The 14722-nt window shown below is 70.7% G+C and carries 17 protein-coding genes; 7 read left to right on the top strand and 10 right to left on the bottom strand.

Annotated elements, in window-relative coordinates; all coding sequences use genetic code 11:
• Positions 1-247: 247 nt before the first annotated feature.
• The 4 genes from BLT28_RS09240 to BLT28_RS09225 all read right to left on the bottom strand — a co-directional run bounded on the left by BLT28_RS09240 (position 248) and on the right by BLT28_RS09225 (position 5110).
• Positions 248-919, bottom strand: coding sequence for a hemerythrin domain-containing protein (locus tag BLT28_RS09240; protein ID WP_197684003.1), 672 nt, complete (start codon positions 917-919; stop codon positions 248-250).
• A gap of 478 nt (positions 920-1397) precedes the next feature.
• Positions 1398-2156 (bottom strand): SDR family NAD(P)-dependent oxidoreductase, encoded by a 759-nt coding sequence (locus BLT28_RS09235; RefSeq protein WP_030431646.1) that lies wholly within the window; start codon positions 2154-2156, stop codon positions 1398-1400.
• Between the two features lie 93 nt (positions 2157-2249).
• On the bottom strand, positions 2250-3176 hold the full coding sequence (locus tag BLT28_RS09230; protein ID WP_030431647.1) for a S66 peptidase family protein: 927 nt from the start codon (positions 3174-3176) through the stop codon (positions 2250-2252).
• On the bottom strand, positions 3173-5110 hold the full coding sequence (locus BLT28_RS09225; protein WP_156051316.1) for a prolyl oligopeptidase family serine peptidase: 1938 nt from the start codon (positions 5108-5110) through the stop codon (positions 3173-3175). The genes BLT28_RS09230 and BLT28_RS09225 overlap by 4 nt, the downstream gene beginning before the upstream one ends.
• A gap of 220 nt (positions 5111-5330) precedes the next feature.
• Between BLT28_RS09225 and BLT28_RS09220 the strand changes: the two genes are divergently transcribed.
• The 3 genes from BLT28_RS09220 to BLT28_RS09210 are packed head-to-tail and all read left to right on the top strand — an operon-like array spanning position 5331 to position 7520.
• A complete protein-coding gene (locus tag BLT28_RS09220; protein ID WP_030431649.1) occupies positions 5331-5912 on the top strand; it encodes a DUF3090 domain-containing protein in 582 nt (193 codons plus the stop codon).
• Positions 5912-6706, top strand: coding sequence for an SCO1664 family protein (locus tag BLT28_RS09215; protein WP_030431650.1), 795 nt, complete (start codon positions 5912-5914; stop codon positions 6704-6706). The genes BLT28_RS09220 and BLT28_RS09215 overlap by 1 nt, the downstream gene beginning before the upstream one ends.
• 16 nt (positions 6707-6722) lie before the next feature.
• The gene (locus BLT28_RS09210) at positions 6723-7520 is read left to right on the top strand and encodes a phosphodiesterase (protein ID WP_030431651.1); all 798 of its coding nucleotides are present in this window, start codon (positions 6723-6725) and stop codon (positions 7518-7520) included.
• Here the strand turns inward: BLT28_RS09210 and BLT28_RS09205 are convergent.
• Positions 7472-7939, bottom strand: a complete 468-nt coding sequence (locus BLT28_RS09205) for a cupin domain-containing protein (protein WP_043812984.1) — start codon at positions 7937-7939, stop codon at positions 7472-7474. The genes BLT28_RS09210 and BLT28_RS09205 overlap by 49 nt on opposite strands.
• Before the next feature lie 70 nt (positions 7940-8009).
• On the opposite strand from BLT28_RS09205, the gene BLT28_RS09200 reads away from it, so the two are divergent.
• A complete protein-coding gene (locus tag BLT28_RS09200; protein ID WP_231950701.1) occupies positions 8010-8909 on the top strand; it encodes a LysR family transcriptional regulator in 900 nt (299 codons plus the stop codon).
• Entirely contained in the window at positions 8906-9772 is an 867-nt protein-coding gene (locus BLT28_RS09195) for a TIGR03619 family F420-dependent LLM class oxidoreductase (RefSeq protein ID WP_052407754.1), read from the top strand. The genes BLT28_RS09200 and BLT28_RS09195 overlap by 4 nt, the downstream gene beginning before the upstream one ends.
• 45 nt (positions 9773-9817) lie before the next feature.
• Here the strand turns inward: BLT28_RS09195 and add are convergent, their stop codons facing one another.
• The 4 genes from add to BLT28_RS09175 are packed head-to-tail and all read right to left on the bottom strand — an operon-like array spanning position 9818 to position 12864.
• Positions 9818-10804 (bottom strand): adenosine deaminase, encoded by a 987-nt coding sequence (gene add / locus BLT28_RS09190; protein ID WP_030431655.1) that lies wholly within the window; start codon positions 10802-10804, stop codon positions 9818-9820.
• Positions 10805-10845: 41 nt separating this feature from the next.
• A complete protein-coding gene (locus tag BLT28_RS09185) occupies positions 10846-11697 on the bottom strand; it encodes an aminoglycoside phosphotransferase family protein (RefSeq protein ID WP_030431656.1) in 852 nt (283 codons plus the stop codon).
• Between the two features lie 13 nt (positions 11698-11710).
• Positions 11711-12418, bottom strand: a complete 708-nt coding sequence (locus tag BLT28_RS09180; RefSeq protein ID WP_030431657.1) for a polysaccharide deacetylase family protein — start codon at positions 12416-12418, stop codon at positions 11711-11713.
• 5 nt (positions 12419-12423) lie between these two features.
• A complete protein-coding gene (locus BLT28_RS09175) occupies positions 12424-12864 on the bottom strand; it encodes a GNAT family N-acetyltransferase (RefSeq protein ID WP_030431658.1) in 441 nt (146 codons plus the stop codon).
• Between the two features lie 162 nt (positions 12865-13026).
• Between BLT28_RS09175 and BLT28_RS09170 the strand changes: the two genes are divergently transcribed.
• Complete coding sequence (locus BLT28_RS09170; protein WP_030431659.1) at positions 13027-14100, top strand: peptidoglycan recognition protein family protein; 1074 nt, start codon at positions 13027-13029, stop codon at positions 14098-14100.
• Between the two features lie 25 nt (positions 14101-14125).
• Here the strand turns inward: BLT28_RS09170 and BLT28_RS39965 are convergent, their stop codons facing one another.
• Positions 14126-14329, bottom strand: coding sequence for a Rossmann-fold NAD(P)-binding domain-containing protein (locus tag BLT28_RS39965; RefSeq protein ID WP_030431660.1), 204 nt, complete (start codon positions 14327-14329; stop codon positions 14126-14128).
• A 3-nt stretch (positions 14330-14332) separates the two neighbouring features.
• Here BLT28_RS39965 and BLT28_RS42470 point away from each other — a divergent pair, with 3 nt between their 5' ends.
• Positions 14333-14698, top strand: a complete 366-nt coding sequence (locus BLT28_RS42470) for an FGGY family carbohydrate kinase (RefSeq protein ID WP_162184888.1) — start codon at positions 14333-14335, stop codon at positions 14696-14698.
• The last annotated feature ends 24 nt before the right edge of the window (positions 14699-14722 follow it).

Raw genomic sequence — 14722 nt, 5'->3', positions numbered from 1 at the left:
TGCTTGGCAAGGCGATGCGAGGCTGATCTGCGGTTGATCGTCGAGAACGACCTGGGGAGCGCTCGGTTGCCGCTGTGGAGTACGAGCAAGGTGGTCGCAACGACCTCGCCGGTCATCGAACCGGCCCCGCAACAAGCGTGGGACCCCTACAAGAGCCTTGTAGGGGTCCCACGTTGTACTTCATTTTCTCGCTGACTCGTCCGGTTCTCGTCGGCGAAAGCTCGGCGGGAACGCGAGTGTGTGGTGGTCAGGAGGGCGGCGGGGTGAACTGGGACAGATCGTGGATGTCCAGGGCCTTTTCGATGTCGGCGACCTCGTTGACGATGTAGGCGAAGCCCCGGGTGCCGAACCGGCGGTCCTCTTCGTCTTCCAGGATCCTGCTCAGCTCATTGAACTGCTTGGCGGGGACGGTTTCGCGGAAGACGGGGAAGACAACGGTGTCCTCGCGGGCTTCGTGCACTTCGTACATGCGGACGAATACCGCCAGGTCGTCGATCAGCCGACGGCGAGCCGGTGCGGTGGCCGGGGTGCGGGTGACAGCGAGGATCCGATCGGTCAGGACGCGGCCCCGCCGGTGCTGCAGAACCAGGGTCGAGATGGTGCTGGCGAGCTTTCGGGCTTGCCGGAGCGGGGCGTACACATACTGTTCCTCCAGCCGCGCGTGATGGTCCTCGATGAAGACGCGGATGATGCTCGCGGCGGCGTGGAGTTCCGAGACGGGCACGGTTTCGCCGTGCTCGATCCGGTGGATGATCTCGCGGTAGACCAGCAGCACCCGGGTGAGCACGCCGTGCTCGCGCATGAGGTCTTCTGGTGGGGTGATCGGCGCCTTGACCACCGGTGGAGCGGCGGATGCCGGTGCCGGGTACGTCGCGGTGACGAGTGCGGCGCCCGCTGTGACCCCGGAGAGCCGCAGCATGCGGCGCCGGTCCACTCGGGGCTGGTCAGCGTCCTTCATAATCCCTCGCTTGATGTCGGCGCCTCATGTATCTGTCAGCGACGCTGTGTCTGTGGTCGTTTTTATGGCCCTCGTTGAGTACCGTCACGCCTACGGTTGAGCGCTCCGAATAGGATTTCTCGTCAGTTGCCGTAGGGCTGCCAATGACCGGCCCGATGTCGAGCCATATCGATATCGGACACAGATAGCAAGAATTAGTTCACTATCGGTTCACGGCAGTGAACGCAGACCGCGAATACGCCGCCGCACGCCGACGGGGGCGGCGCGTCCCCACCGGCCCGGTATCCGGCCAGGTATCCGACGTGCGCGGCGATCGTCAGCAACCGGCGAGAACCTGCGGGGCCGTCGGCATGTGGAGACCACGCCCAGGGGCAGGGTCTACGGAACAGAACTGGAGCCGATCGCGGAACCGGCTCCGTTCTTGTCGTGAGCCGGGAGGCTAGGCCGCCGAGCCGCCGTCGAGGACGAGGGTCTGGCCGATCATGAACGCGGCGTCGGGGGAGGCGAGGTAGCGGACGGCGGCGGCGATCTCCTCGACGCGGCCCACCCGGCCGAGGGGGAGGGCGGCGCGGAGGCGGCGGGCGCGGTCGTCCTCTGTCTCTCCGGGGCGGAGCGACATGGGGGTGTCGGTGGAACCGGGGCTGACGGCGTTGATGCGCACGCCCTGGGCGACGTGGTCGAGGGCGGCGGCCTTCGTGAGCGCGACCACGGCGGCCTTGGTGGCGCCGTAGGCGGCCATGTTGGGCAAGGTCTTGTGGGCGCCGATGGACGAAGCGACGTTGATGATCACGCCGCTGCCCTGGGCGGTCATCTGGCGGAGTTCGTGCTTCATCGACAGCATCACGCCGGTGACGTTGACGGTGAGCAGACGGTCCCAGTGCTCCTCGTCGATGTCGGTGAGCGGGCCGGTCGCGGTGAGGATGCCCGCGTTGTTGACGGCGACGTCGAGGGAACCGTGGCGGTCGACGACGGTGCGCACGGCGGTCGAGACGGACGCGGAATCGGTGACATCCGCGGTGACGACGCTGGCGGATCCACCGGCGTCGGAGATGAGTTTCGCGGTCTGCTCCAAAGGCTCCCTGGACCGGCCGAGCACGGCGACCGTGGCGCCCGCGTCGGACAGCGCCAGCGCGATGCCCCGGCCGATACCCGTACCGCCGCCGGTGACCAGAGCCGTCGCGCCCGCGAGTTCCGTCATTGCCCTACCCCTTTTCAAGACCGAGCGATCCAGTATCGGGGCGTAGAGTGAGCCGCAGCCCCGAAGCGACCTAGGGGCATTTGGAACGGACGGTCAAGTAAGGGCGGGCTCGGTCAGTCGGAGCACTCCGGCGTCGGCATCCAGCTCGGCCTCGACGCCGAGTGGGAGGCTGTACTGGCCGGCGCAGTGACCGAAGCCCAGCTCCCAGGCCACCGGCACGCCGAGGCCGGACAGGCGGTCCTCCATCAGCGCGCGGACCTGCGGCAATCCGCCGCAGTCGGTCCACGAACCGAGCGCGATCCCGGCGACACCCTCGAACCACCCCGAGCGCAGCAGTTGCGTCACCAGCCGATCGAGGCGGTACACCTCCTCGGTCACGTCCTCCAGGACGGCGATGGCACCCTCCGCGCGCGGCGGGGCCTCGGGTGCGCCGAGCGCGGAGACGATCAGGCTGAGGTTGCCGCCGGTGAGCACGCCGCGAGCGGTGCCGCCGACGATCGGATCGCCGGTGCCCGCGCCGATCACCATGGCCTGCTCGGGCTCGAAGAGCATGGTGTGCAACAACTTCGCGGCCTGGGCGTCCTCGGTGAGCGCGACGCTGGCGCTCATCGGGGTGAACAGCGTCGACTGACCGACGTAGGTGGCGAAGGCGTCGTGCAGCGCGGTCACGTCACTGGAACCCGCGAAGATCTTCGGCGCCACGGCGGCGATGGCGGGCCAGTCGACGAGGTCCAGCATGCGGAGGCAGCCGTAGCCGCCCCTCGCGCACAGGACGGCGGCGATGTCCGGGTCGCACCAGGCCTTCTGGAAGTCCGCGGCGCGGTCAGCGTCGCTGCCCGCCAGGTAGTCGAAGTGCGGGTGCTGGTCGAGAACGTGCTCGCCGACCACGACCTCCAGTCCCCAGGACTTCAGCAGGCGCACGCCGTCTTCGAGGACGCTCGGCGGCACCGGGCCCGCGGGCGCGACCACCGCCACGCGGTCCCCGGGACGCAAGCGCCGTGCGCGTTGCCTGACTCTCATCTGCTCAGCTCCAAGGTCGGGACACCAACGGGGACGAAGCCTAGGACCTGTCCGTAGAAGGACAGCTCCGCTTCGAGCGCCGCGGCGACCGTCTCGGCCTTGCGGAAGCCGTGCTGTTCGCCCTCGAAAGTCAGGTAGGCGTGCTCTATCCCGGTCCCGGCGAGCTGCGCGGCGAAGCGCTCGCACTGCACGGGCGGGCAGATCTCGTCCTCCAGACCCTGGAGCATCAGGATCGGTCCGGCGAGCCGATCCACCCGGGAACAGGGGGAGCGGTCGAGGTAGCGCTGCTCGGTCTCGGGCAGCCTGCCGACGATGCTGTCCAGGTACTGGGACTCGAAGTCGTGGGTCTCGCCGCTCGCCCAGGCCAGCAGGTCGAGGATCGGGTAGTAGGCCGCTCCGCAGCGGTAGACCTTCACCGAGGTGAGGGACGCGGCCGTGGTCCAGCCACCCGCGCTGCCGCCGCGGATCGCCAGCCGTTCGGGGTCCGCGGTTCCCTCCGCGGCGAGCGCCGACGCGACCGCGGCGCAGTCCTCCACGTCCACGACGCCCCACTGCCCGCGCAGTCGCTCCCGGAACTCGCGGCCGTAGCCCGTGGAGCCGCCGTAGTTCACCGCGACGACACCGATGCCTCGGCTGGTGAAGTACGTGAACTCGCTGTCCAGCGTCCCGGAGATGCGGCCGGTCGGGCCGCCGTGCACGTGCACGAGATAAGGAGGCAGCTCGCCCTCGGGGGCCGCGAAGTCGGGACTGGTCGGCGGGTAGAGGTAGGCCGGGATTCGCTGGCCGTCCGGCCCGGTGAACACGCGCGCCTCGGGGACCGGCAGCCACGCCGGGTCGTCCAGCCCGGCGGGTGGGGTGGTGACCCGGACGCAGTCGCCGGTGTCGAGATCGACTCGGTACACCGCGCCGTGGCTGGTCGGCCCGCTGGCGATGCCCACGATCGTCGAGCCGGACCCGGCGAGCGGTGGTAACCACGACAGCGGCGGCAGGTCGAGATCGGTGACCGTGCCCGCGCTCTCGTCGAGCACCGCGAGGGAACCCGCGCGCAGGACGGCGTGCCTGCCGTCGCTCAGCGGGGCGAACCAGCGTGCGCCGAGCTTCCACAGCGGCCCGCCCAGCTCGTCGGCGATCGGCGCGACGTTGCGCGCGGTGCCGTCGAGGTCGATGCGGAACAGGTTCCACCAGCCGTCTGGGTCGGTGACCCCGTAGACCGACTCGTTGTCCGCCCACTCGACCTGGCAGACCGCCTCGTCCCGGCCGCCCGCGAGGACGCGGTGCGCGCCGACGGAGCCGTCCGGGCGGATGGGGGCGACGCACAGTTCGGTGGCGTCCCACGGCATGTCCGGGTGGTTCCAGCCGATCCACGCCATGTGCCTGCCGTCCGGGCTGCACTGGGGCGCGGTCATGAAGCGGTGGCTGGACTTCAGCTCGCGAAGAGTGCCGTCGAGGCCGATCGCCACGAGCGAACGGCGGACGTCGGTGGGGCCGGGGCCGGTGATCTCCTCGCGCACGCAGCACACCTCGGTGCCGCCGGGCCGGGCCACGAGGTCGCCGAAGCGCAGACCGTGGCGCGTGGCGGGCTCCGGCGTGAGCGGGACGGGCTCGCCGTCACCCCCGCTGAGGTCCAGCAGGTAGACGCGCTGGTCGTCCCAGTTGGTGAAGACCACCCGCGGCCCGTCCAGCACGACGTAGGGACGGCCGCCGTACTCGTGGACGCGGTTGCGGACGTTCCACGGGGCGCCGAGCACGCGGACCGGCTCCGCACCCGGGCGGGCTCGGAACAGGGCGACGCGTCCGCCCTCGGTCGGCTGGCCCTCCGCCCACCACAGCTGGTCTGCGTACAGGCCGGCCCACTGCGGTCCGGAGGCCACCGCGGCGGCCTCGGCCGAACTGATCGGGGAAGCCCAGGTCCCATAGGGCGAGATCATCACCACGGGACGAGGGTAGCCAGCCGAGCACTGTCTACTGTGGACGATTATGGCGCTGCCTGAAAAGCAGTGGTCCGGACCACCTGTTCGCGATGAGCGAAACCGCGCGGTTGCCCCGGCAGGCCGGACGTGCTGGGCAAACCGGGCGAACCGGCCGAGCGGGTGATCAGAAATCGGACCGGGGAATGTGCCTCGACGCCCTTCGTGTCCTAGGGTCGTCAGTGCCATGGCCAGGATCATTCATCTCTTTCGCACGCCGGACCGTTTCGTCGCAGGAACGGTCGGGCAGCCCGGTGACCGCGTCTTCTACCTCCAAGCCTCCGAGGACGGCAGGACGGTGAGCGTGTCGCTGGAGAAGCAGCAGGTCGCCGTGCTCGCCGAACGGCTGGGGGCGTTGCTGGAGGAGGTGCAGCGGCGCTTCGGCGCCGATGTGCCCGCCGCGACGCCGGGCGACGTCGTCGACAACCAGCCGCTGGAAGTGCCGCTGGACGAGGAGTTCCGCGTGGGCACCATGGGCCTCGGCTGGGACGCGGAGTCCCACGCCGTGGTCATCGAGCTGCTCGCGGTCACCGAGGAGGAGGTCGACGAGTCGGTCGTGCTCGACGACACCGAGGAGGGGCCGGACGCGGTGCGGGTCTTCCTCACCCCGGTGCTGGCGCGGGCCTTCGCCCAGCGGGCCGAGCGGGTCGTCGCCGCGGGGCGCAAGCCGTGCCCGCTGTGCAACGGGCCGCTGGACGCGGACGGTCACATCTGCCCGCGCCAGAACGGCTACCGCCGCGGCGCGGTCGCCGACGAGGCCGACGAGTAGTGCGGCCGGGTGACGTGGGCGCGCTGGAGCTGGTCCGGCACGGCCGGATCGAGGTGCAGGGCCGGCTGGTCGACGCGTCCAACGCCACCCTGTTCGGTTCGATCAGCCACGAGGGGGTGCGCGCCGAGGCGGTCTACAAGCCGATCCGCGGCGAGCGCCCGCTGTGGGACTTCCCAGACGGCACCCTCGCCGGTCGCGAGGTGGCCAGCTACCTGGTCTCGGAGGCGACCGGCTGGGGGCTGGTGCCGCCGACCGCGCTGCGCGACGGCCCGTTCGGGCCCGGCATGGTCCAGCTCTGGGTGGACGTGGAGCCCGAGGCGGACCTGGTCGACGTCATCGCCCCGGACGAGGTGCAGCCGGGCTGGCGGAGGGTGCTGGAGGCGCACGACCGATTCGGCGACCCGGCGGTGCTCGCGCACGCCGACCACCCGAGCATGCGCCTGCTCGCGGTCCTGGACGTGGTGCTGAACAACGCCGACCGCAAGGGCGGGCACGTGCTGCACGCCAAGGACGGCGCGGTCTACGGCGTTGACCACGGCATCTGCCTGCACCACGAGGACAAGCTGCGCACGGTGCTGTGGGGCTGGATCGGCGAGGAGCTGCCGGAGCAGGTCGCCGAGGTGCTGACGGTGCTGCGCGAACGGCTGGCCGGCGACCTCGGCGGGGCGCTGGCGGAGCACCTGACCCGCAAGGAGATCCGCGCGACCGAGGACCGGATATCCCGGTTGCTGGAGACCGGCGTGTTCCCGCAGCCCTCCGGCGACTGGCCCGCGATCCCCTGGCCCGCCTTCTGAGCAGCTGAGGAGAACGATGATCGTCATCGCGCACATCAGCGACACCCACTTCGACGGCGGGGAGCGGGCGACCGAGCGCGCCGCGGCGGTGATGGCCTACCTCAGGGGCTTGTCCACGCCGGTGGACGCGATCGTGGTCAGCGGCGACATCACCGACCACGGGACCGAGGCGGAGTACGAGCAGGCACGCGCCACGCTGTCCGCCGACGTTCCGGTGCTGGTGCTTCCCGGCAACCACGACGCGCGCAGCACCTTCCGGGAAGTGTTGCTGCACAAGGACTTCGATGCGGGCGGCGTGGAGGACCCGACCGGGACCGACGCCCCGGTCAACCGCGTCCGCGAGGTCGGCGGCGTGGTGTTCCTGCTGTGCGACTCCGTGATCCCGGGCCGTGACGAGGGGCTGCTGGACGACGACACGATCGCGTGGCTGGACGAGCGCCTGACCGAGGTGTCGCCACAGGCGCCCGCGCTGGTCTGCGTGCACCACCCGCCGGTCGAGCTGCACGAGCCCTTCATCGACGCGCTCGGCATGCGCGGAGCGGACCGGCTCGCCAACGTGATCGAGAAGCACCCGCGGGTGGCCGGGGTGCTGTGCGGGCACGCGCACGCCGCCGCCGTGACGACCTTCGCCGGGCGGCCGCTGCTGGTCGCGCCCGGCGTGGTGTCGACGAGCCTGCTGCCGTGGGAGCACGGCGGGATGAGCCTGGACCTGCCGCCCGGCCTGGCCTTCCACGTCCTGGACGACGAGAACCGGCTCACCACGCACTACCGCGTGGTGCTCCACAGCGGACGGTCGACCGGGCAGACGTCGTAGGTGGCCGGATCGGCCGCGACGGAGCCGGGCGGGATGTCACCGCGCGCGACCCGGGCGAGGTGCCGCAGGTAGTCGAAGCGCTGCACCCCGGGCGTGATCCAGATCAGCAGGTCGGCGTGGGTGCCCGCGGGTGCGCCGAACGCGTGCGGCATCAGCGGCGGCACGACGACCAGGCCGCCCGTGCCCACGCGCTCCAGCCGGTCGTCGAGCATGATCTCCAGCTCCCCGTCGAGCACGTAGAAGACCTCGGTGGAGCGGGCGTGGTAGTGCGGTTTGCCGCCCTCCGCGCCGCTGCCGAGGCTCAGCCGACCGGCGCTGATGCTGCCACCGGTGTCGTCGTTGTCGGCGAGCAGGCGGCCGGTCGTCGTGGGGGAGTAGGTCAGGAGTTCGGCGTCCTCTTCACGGAAAACCAGTGTCATGCCCCGAGTACACCCGCGTGGGAACAACGGACCCAGACCCGGTTGTTCCCCACAGTGATCACCGATCGTGATGAGTGGGGTGGGCGTGGAGCTGCGGCAGCTGCGGTACTTCGTCGAGGTCGCGGACTCGGGCGGCTTCGGGCGGGCGGCCGAGCGGCTGCACATCGTCCAACCCGCGGTCAGCCAGCAGATCCGCCGCCTCGAACGCGAGCTGGGCGTGCGGTTGTTCGACCGCTCGACGCGGCACGTGCGGCTCACCGGCGAGGGGGAGCGCCTGCTGCCGGAAGCGCGCACCGCGCTCGCCGCAGCCGACAGGGTGCGCAGCACCGCCGAGGACATCAAGTCCGGCAAGGAGCTCGTGCTGCGCCTGGGCTCGGGGCGGGCGCCGGGGCCGGAGGTGCGGCGCGTGCTGGACGAACTCCCGGACAGCGTGCGGGTCCGGTTGACCACCGCGCCGCAGACCGAGCTGGTGGAGGCCGTCCGGGGCGGGGAGCTGGACGCCGCGTTCGTCCGCGCCCTCACCGCGACGCCCGGCCTCCACGTTTGTCCGATGTGGACTGAGCAGCTGATCGTCGCCCTGCCCGCGGACCACCACCTGGCCGACCGTGCGGAGCTGCACCTGCGCGATCTCGCCGACCTGCCGGTCCGATTGGCCCCGCGGCACCGCAATCCGCCGTTCCACGACCTGATCACGACCGCCCTCGCCGAGCGCGGGATCGACCCACCGCGCGGACCCGAGTTCACCAACCTGACCGACACGCTGGCGGACATCGCGGGCGCTGATCCGTCGTGGACGCCGTTCTACGCCGTCGGCGAGCTGCCCGTCGTCCGCCGCATCGCCTTCGTCCCGCTCGCCGCACCGCTGATGACGACCGCCCTCGTGGTCGGTTCCGCGGAATCACGGATTCACGGTCTTCTCGAACCTCTTCGGCGGCTACCGTGTGGTCACGCTCAGGGAGGTGCGGCATGAAGGTGGGGCTGGCGCTGCGGAACGGCGCGGCGAACGTCGACGGCCGGGAGTTGGTGGCCGCGGCGGTCCGCGCGGAGGAGGCCGGTCTGGACTCGGTGTGGGTGATGGACCGGTGGCTGCGACCGCACGCCGCGGTGGACATGCCCGGGGTCCCGGTCCCGGTGACGATGCCCGCGGACTCGTACTCGTGCGTGTTCGACCCGATCGAGACGTTGGCGTTCGTCGCCGCGCGCACCGAGCGAATCCTGTTGGGCACCAGCGCGATCAACGCGCTCTACCACCCGCCGGTGCTGCTCGCGCGGCGGCTGGCCACGCTCGACCAGCTCTCCGGTGGGCGGGTGATCGCGGGGCTGACCTCGGGGTGGATGGCCGAGGAGTTCTCCGTCGCCGGGGTGTCGAGCCAGGTCATGGGGCACGGGCTGGACGACCACGTGGCGGCGATGCGCGCGGTCTGGGGACCCGACCCCGTGACGCACAACGGCGAGCACTACCCCATCCCGGCCTCTGACATCGGACCGAAACCCTTGCAGGACAAGGGGATTCCGATCGTCATCGGCTACACCACCTCGGCCGGGGCGCGCCGGGCGGCCCGCATCGGTGACGGGATCCACCCGTACCGCAACGACTTCGACCTACTCGCCGCGGACATCTCCGTCGCGGCAGGCAAGCCGGTCGTGTTGCGCACGGACGCGGGTGCGGGCATCCTCAGCGGTTCGGTCCGGCAGTGGGTCGACGGCCTTGCGCGGCTCCAGGAGCTCGGCGTCGACCACGTGCTCGTCCAGCTCGACGGTGATCACCCGGTCGAGGTCCTGGCCGCGGCGGCGCGCGCCCTCCGCGAGTCGGAGGAGCACCCGGCCGAGTAGCGGATCGCCGTCGGTGGGGACCAGCGACACCGTCTCCGCAGGAGCTCAAGGCCGCGCTAGCCACTGAGTGATCTCCTCACGCAGCCTGGTCTTCAGCTCGTCCGCCGCGTACGAGGCGTCCACCCCGGCGCGCGCGAACGACGCCAGCTCGGAGTCGGTGCAGCCGAACGCGTCGCGAACTCGGGCGAACTCGTCGCTCAGCGAGATCCCCGTCATGTTCGGGATGTCGGTGTTGAGCGTGACGACGAGCCCGGCGTCGACGAGCCGGGGGAGCGGGTGCGCCGCGAAGGACTCGGCGACACCGAGGACCACGTTGGAGGACGGGCAGACCTCAAGGGGCATGGCGAGATCCCGCACCTCCGCGACCAGCTCCGCGTCGTCGAGCACCCGCACGCCGTGGCCGAGGCGCCTCGTCCGTCCAATGTGGATCGCCTCGCGGATGCTGTCCGCCCCGCAGCCCTCGCCCGCGTGGTGCAGCAGGCGCAGGCCCGCCTCCTGCGCCGCGGTGATCACCTCGGCGAACGGCGCGAGCGGGTAGGTCTCCTCGCCCGCCATGCCGATCCCGATCACCTCCTCGTGCGCCGCGGCCAGCTCCAGCGTCTTCCACGCGCGCTCGACGGAACGGCGGCGGGAGTGGTCCAGGATCACGCGGCAGACGATGTCGTGGCGGCGCTGGCCCTCTTCGAGCCCGCGCAGGACCGCTTCGAGGGGCATCTCCAGGTCGCCGAGGCGTTCCCCGTGCGCGGCCGCGGTGAACGTGACCTCGGCGTAGCGGGTGCCCTGAGCGGCCTCGTCCTCGCAGAACTCCAGCGCGATCCGGGTGAAGTCCTCCGGGCGCAGCAGGCAGCTCCGGATGATCGAGTTGGCGTCGGCGAACTCGCGGAACCCGGTGAACACCGTCGTGCCGTCGCCGAGGTGCGCCGGGACCTCGACCCCGTTGGCCGCACCGATCTCGTGCAGCGTCTGCCACCGGATCGTGCTCTCCAGGTGCACGTGCAGGTGGGCCTTGGGCAGTCGAGTCAGGTCCCGCATGAGCGCGACCCTATGCGCGCCGGCGTGCTGCGGCATCGGAATTACCCGGTGCCGGGATCGCGGAGGGTTTCGGCGCGGGCCCGGGTGACGAAGTTGTTCAGGGCGTGCTCGCGGAGCGCGACGTTGCCCGTCAGTTCTCCGGCCGCCGCCACCTGGAGGGAGAGCGTGGCGCGGTGGGTCATCGCGCGGTTGAGCGTGACGGAGTCGGTGATCTCCGCGACGCGCGCGGCGCCGTACATGCCCACCAGTGGAGCGAGGTCGATCGCGGGGTCGCCCGCGCAGAGGTGGTCCCAGTCGAACAGCCCGCTGATCCGGCCGTCGCTCCACAGCAGGTTGTGCGGGCCGAAGTCGCCGTGCACCAGGCGGACCGGAGCGCGGAACTCGGTCACGATCACCGCCGCGACCACCTCAGCCGCGGTGTCCCGCAGGTCCCTCGGCAGCAGCGGCACCAGGTGGTCCATCACCACGGCCGGCCACTGCTCGCCGCCGCACCACACGCGTGGTGGCGGCAACCCGGGTGGCAACGTGACCGAGGACAGGGCGTCGAGCGCTTCGGCGAACTCCGACGCGGCATCCGGCCACGGGATGTCGGGGTGGAACTGTCCGACCAGCCGGGACACCAGCATGCCCGTGCGGCCGTCGTGCGTTCGCGGCTCGGAAAGCGGTTTCGGCACGGCGAAGGGCAGATCGATGCCGCTGAGCAAGAGCGCCGTGCGGTGCTCGCGGGCGACGCGCTCGGCGTCGGTGCCGATCCGGGCGACCACCTCGGGCAGCACCAGGACGTCGTGGAAGGCGCCGTGCCGGTAGCGCGCGGCCGACCAGTCGTGCTCCGGCCAGCAAGCCGCCGCGTGGTCCTTTGTGGACTCGACGAGGCGGTTGCCGACCGAGGACATGCTCAGAAAGTACCTATTTCCCGAGCTTGAGCAGCTGCGACACGGTAACGAACCGATAGCCCTGCCGGCGGAGTCCGGTGACGATGCCGGGGATGGCCGCCCGCGACGGCGCGCGGTTCGGGTACATCACGTGCATCAGGATGATCGAACCAGGACGGGTTTCAGCCAGCGCCGTGCGCACCATCGTCGGCGCGTCGTGCCCGGTGCCGGAGTCCGGCTCGACGTCCCACATTACGGTGACACGGTCGTGCTCGGCGAGGTAGCTCGGCAGCGTCCACAGCTTCTTGCCGAACGGCGGCCGGAAGGTGATCTCGCCGTCCTGCCCGGCGGTGCGCAGTTCGCGGTCGGTGTCCTCGACCTCGCGCCGGACGAACTCCGGCCCGACGAGGGCCATCCGCTGGTGCGAGTAGCTGTGGTTGCCGAGTTCGTGGCCCGCGGCGCGGATCTGCCTGCCCAGGTGCGGCCGGGCCACGAGGTCGTTGCCGTTGAGGTAGAACGTCGCGGGCACACCCAGCTCGGCGAGCGTGCGCAGCACCTCCGGCGTGAAGTCCGTCGGCCCGTCGTCGAGGGTCAGCGCGACGGCCTTCTCCGGCGTCTCCACGCGGTGCACCAGCTCGCCGAAGAGCTGGTACGTGCGCGAATTGGTGAGCTGGTACAGCCCGAAGGTGCCGAGGCCGAGCACGAGAACGACCACCGCGGTGATCACGAGAGCCTTGCGCATGCGGCTCAGAGTCGCAGGCGCATGTCGTACTGATCGATCCCGGGGGCGAAGCCGTCCGGCACCACGTTCTCGGTGACGAAGCCGAAGCGCTCGAAGAACCCCGCGCTGTGCTGGCTCGTCGCCAGCAGCACCGCCGCCGGGCCGGTCGCGGCGATCGCGTCGAGGCGGTGCCTGAGCAGTCGAGCGCCGAGACCGCGCCGGTGGTGCCCGGCCGCGACCATGCCCCAGCACAGGGTCCAGGTGCCCGGTTCGGTGCGGTGCGGCGCGAACCCGCCGCACGCGACGACCTTGCCCTCCTCCCGGCCGACGAGGTAATGATCGGCGAACGCGCCGAGGAACTCCTCGAAGTCCGCTCGTTCGGACTCGGCGAAGTGCTCCGGCACGTTGCTGTCGAAGACGTCGAGGACTTCGCGCAGGTCAGCGGCCTGGTAGTGGGAGATGTGCATGTATCGACGATGTCAAACCGTCAACTATTAACCAAATTGTGACGGCAGACCGAAAGGTTCCGCCAAAAGGACCTAGCTCGCCGCGGGGTCGCACGCGGACTGTGTTGGGCGCCTACCTCATCCGTTTGGGGTTCCCTGCCCCCAACCCGAGGAGTTACCGCCATGGAACCGATTCTCGCGCGCCGGACCCTGCTCGGCAGCGGGCTGACCCTCACGGCACTGGGCCTGATCGGCACCTCGCCCGCCGCCGCCTCCGTCGAGGAGGCCGCCGCCCCGACCATCCACGGCACGGGTGCCTGGGGAGCGCGGCCCGCCCGCGACGCCATCTCGGTCCTCGCCCACCGCACCTCCAAGATCATCATTCATCACACCGCGACGCCGAACAGCACCGACTACAGCCTGGCGCAGGCGTTCGCGCTGTCCCGGTCGATCCAGAACCACCACATGAGCGCGAACGGGTGGATCGACACCGGCCAGCACTTCACCAACAGCCGCGGCGGCCACATCACCGAGGGGCGCCACCGCAGCCTGGAAGCGCTCAACAGCGGCAACAAGCACGTCTCCGGCGCGCACACCAGCGGGCAGAACGAGGTCGCGTTCGGCATCGAGAACGAGGGCACCTACACCAGCGTCGGCCCCACCACGGCGCAGTGGAACGCGCTGGTCCAGCTCTGCAAGTACATGTGCCAGAAGCACGGCATCGCGACGTCGCAGATCTTCGGGCACCGCGACTTCAACAACACCGCGTGCCCCGGCAACACCCTCTACGCGCGCCTGCCGGAGCTGCGCCGCGCGGTCGCCACCGCGATGGGCGTCGCGCCCGAGGCCGACCCGGTCACGTGGCAGCTCGTCCAGCCCGGTGACACGGGGGAGCGCGTGCTGGTCGCCCAGCACCTGTTCCGCGCCCTGGGCGAGACGTCGGTGCCCGCGAACGGGATCTACGACCAGGAGCTCGACGCCGCCGTGCGCAGGCTCGAAGCCCGGCACGGCATCCCGTCGAGCGGCCTGGTCGGTGCCGAGACGTGGCCGTTGATCGTCGCGCCCGTTCGCGCGGGCGAGAGCGGAGAGGCGGTGCGTGCGCTGCAGTTGCTGTTGACGGCGCACGGGATGGCCAATCGCTCCGATGGCGTCCTCGACGGCCGGACGGAGACCGCGGTCCGGAACTTCCAAGCCCGCAACGGTCTCCGCACCACCGGCGTCGCGACCGCCGACACGTGGCGCCACCTGCTCTTCTGATCGCGGGTTGAGCGCACCGAATGAGTCATTCGGTGCGCTCAACCACCTCAATGACTCTGACGTGGGCGGGGTGGGTCACGGCGAACGTGATCACCTCGGCCACGTCGGACGCGCGCAGCGGTTGGCAGGAGTCGAGCAGCGTCTGCACGCTCGCGCGGGCGTCTGAGTCGGTGGAGTGGTCGTTGATCTCGGTGTCCACCAGGCCGGGTTCGACGGTCGTGGTGCGCACGCCGTGACGAAGGCGGTTGTGGTCGATGCTTCGACAGGGGAGGAGATCAGCTCGGCGGAGGCGCGCGTCGACGAGCTGACCCCGCGCCCGGGATGGTTCGAGCGGGACATGGACGCCGTCTGGGACTGCTGTGCCGATGCCATTCGCAAGGCGATCGCGCCGGTGGGCGCGGACAGCATCGCGGCCGTTGGGTTGTGTGGCCAGAACGACGGTTGCTACCCGGTGGATGCGGCGCTCCGGCCGGTGCGGAACGCGATCCTGGGAACGGACTCCCGCGCGGAGTCCTATATAGATCGTCAGGACGCGCGTGCGCTCGCGCTGACCGGACAGGTGCCCTTCGCAGCATCGCCCTCGGTGTTGCTGAAGTGATTGCGGGGACAACGAACCCTCAAT

Source organism: Allokutzneria albata (assembly GCF_900103775.1).
GTDB lineage: Bacteria > Actinomycetota > Actinomycetes > Mycobacteriales > Pseudonocardiaceae > Allokutzneria > Allokutzneria albata.
The sequence above is the reverse complement of the archived record's forward strand: the minus strand, read 5'-3'. Positions and strand labels throughout refer to the sequence as shown.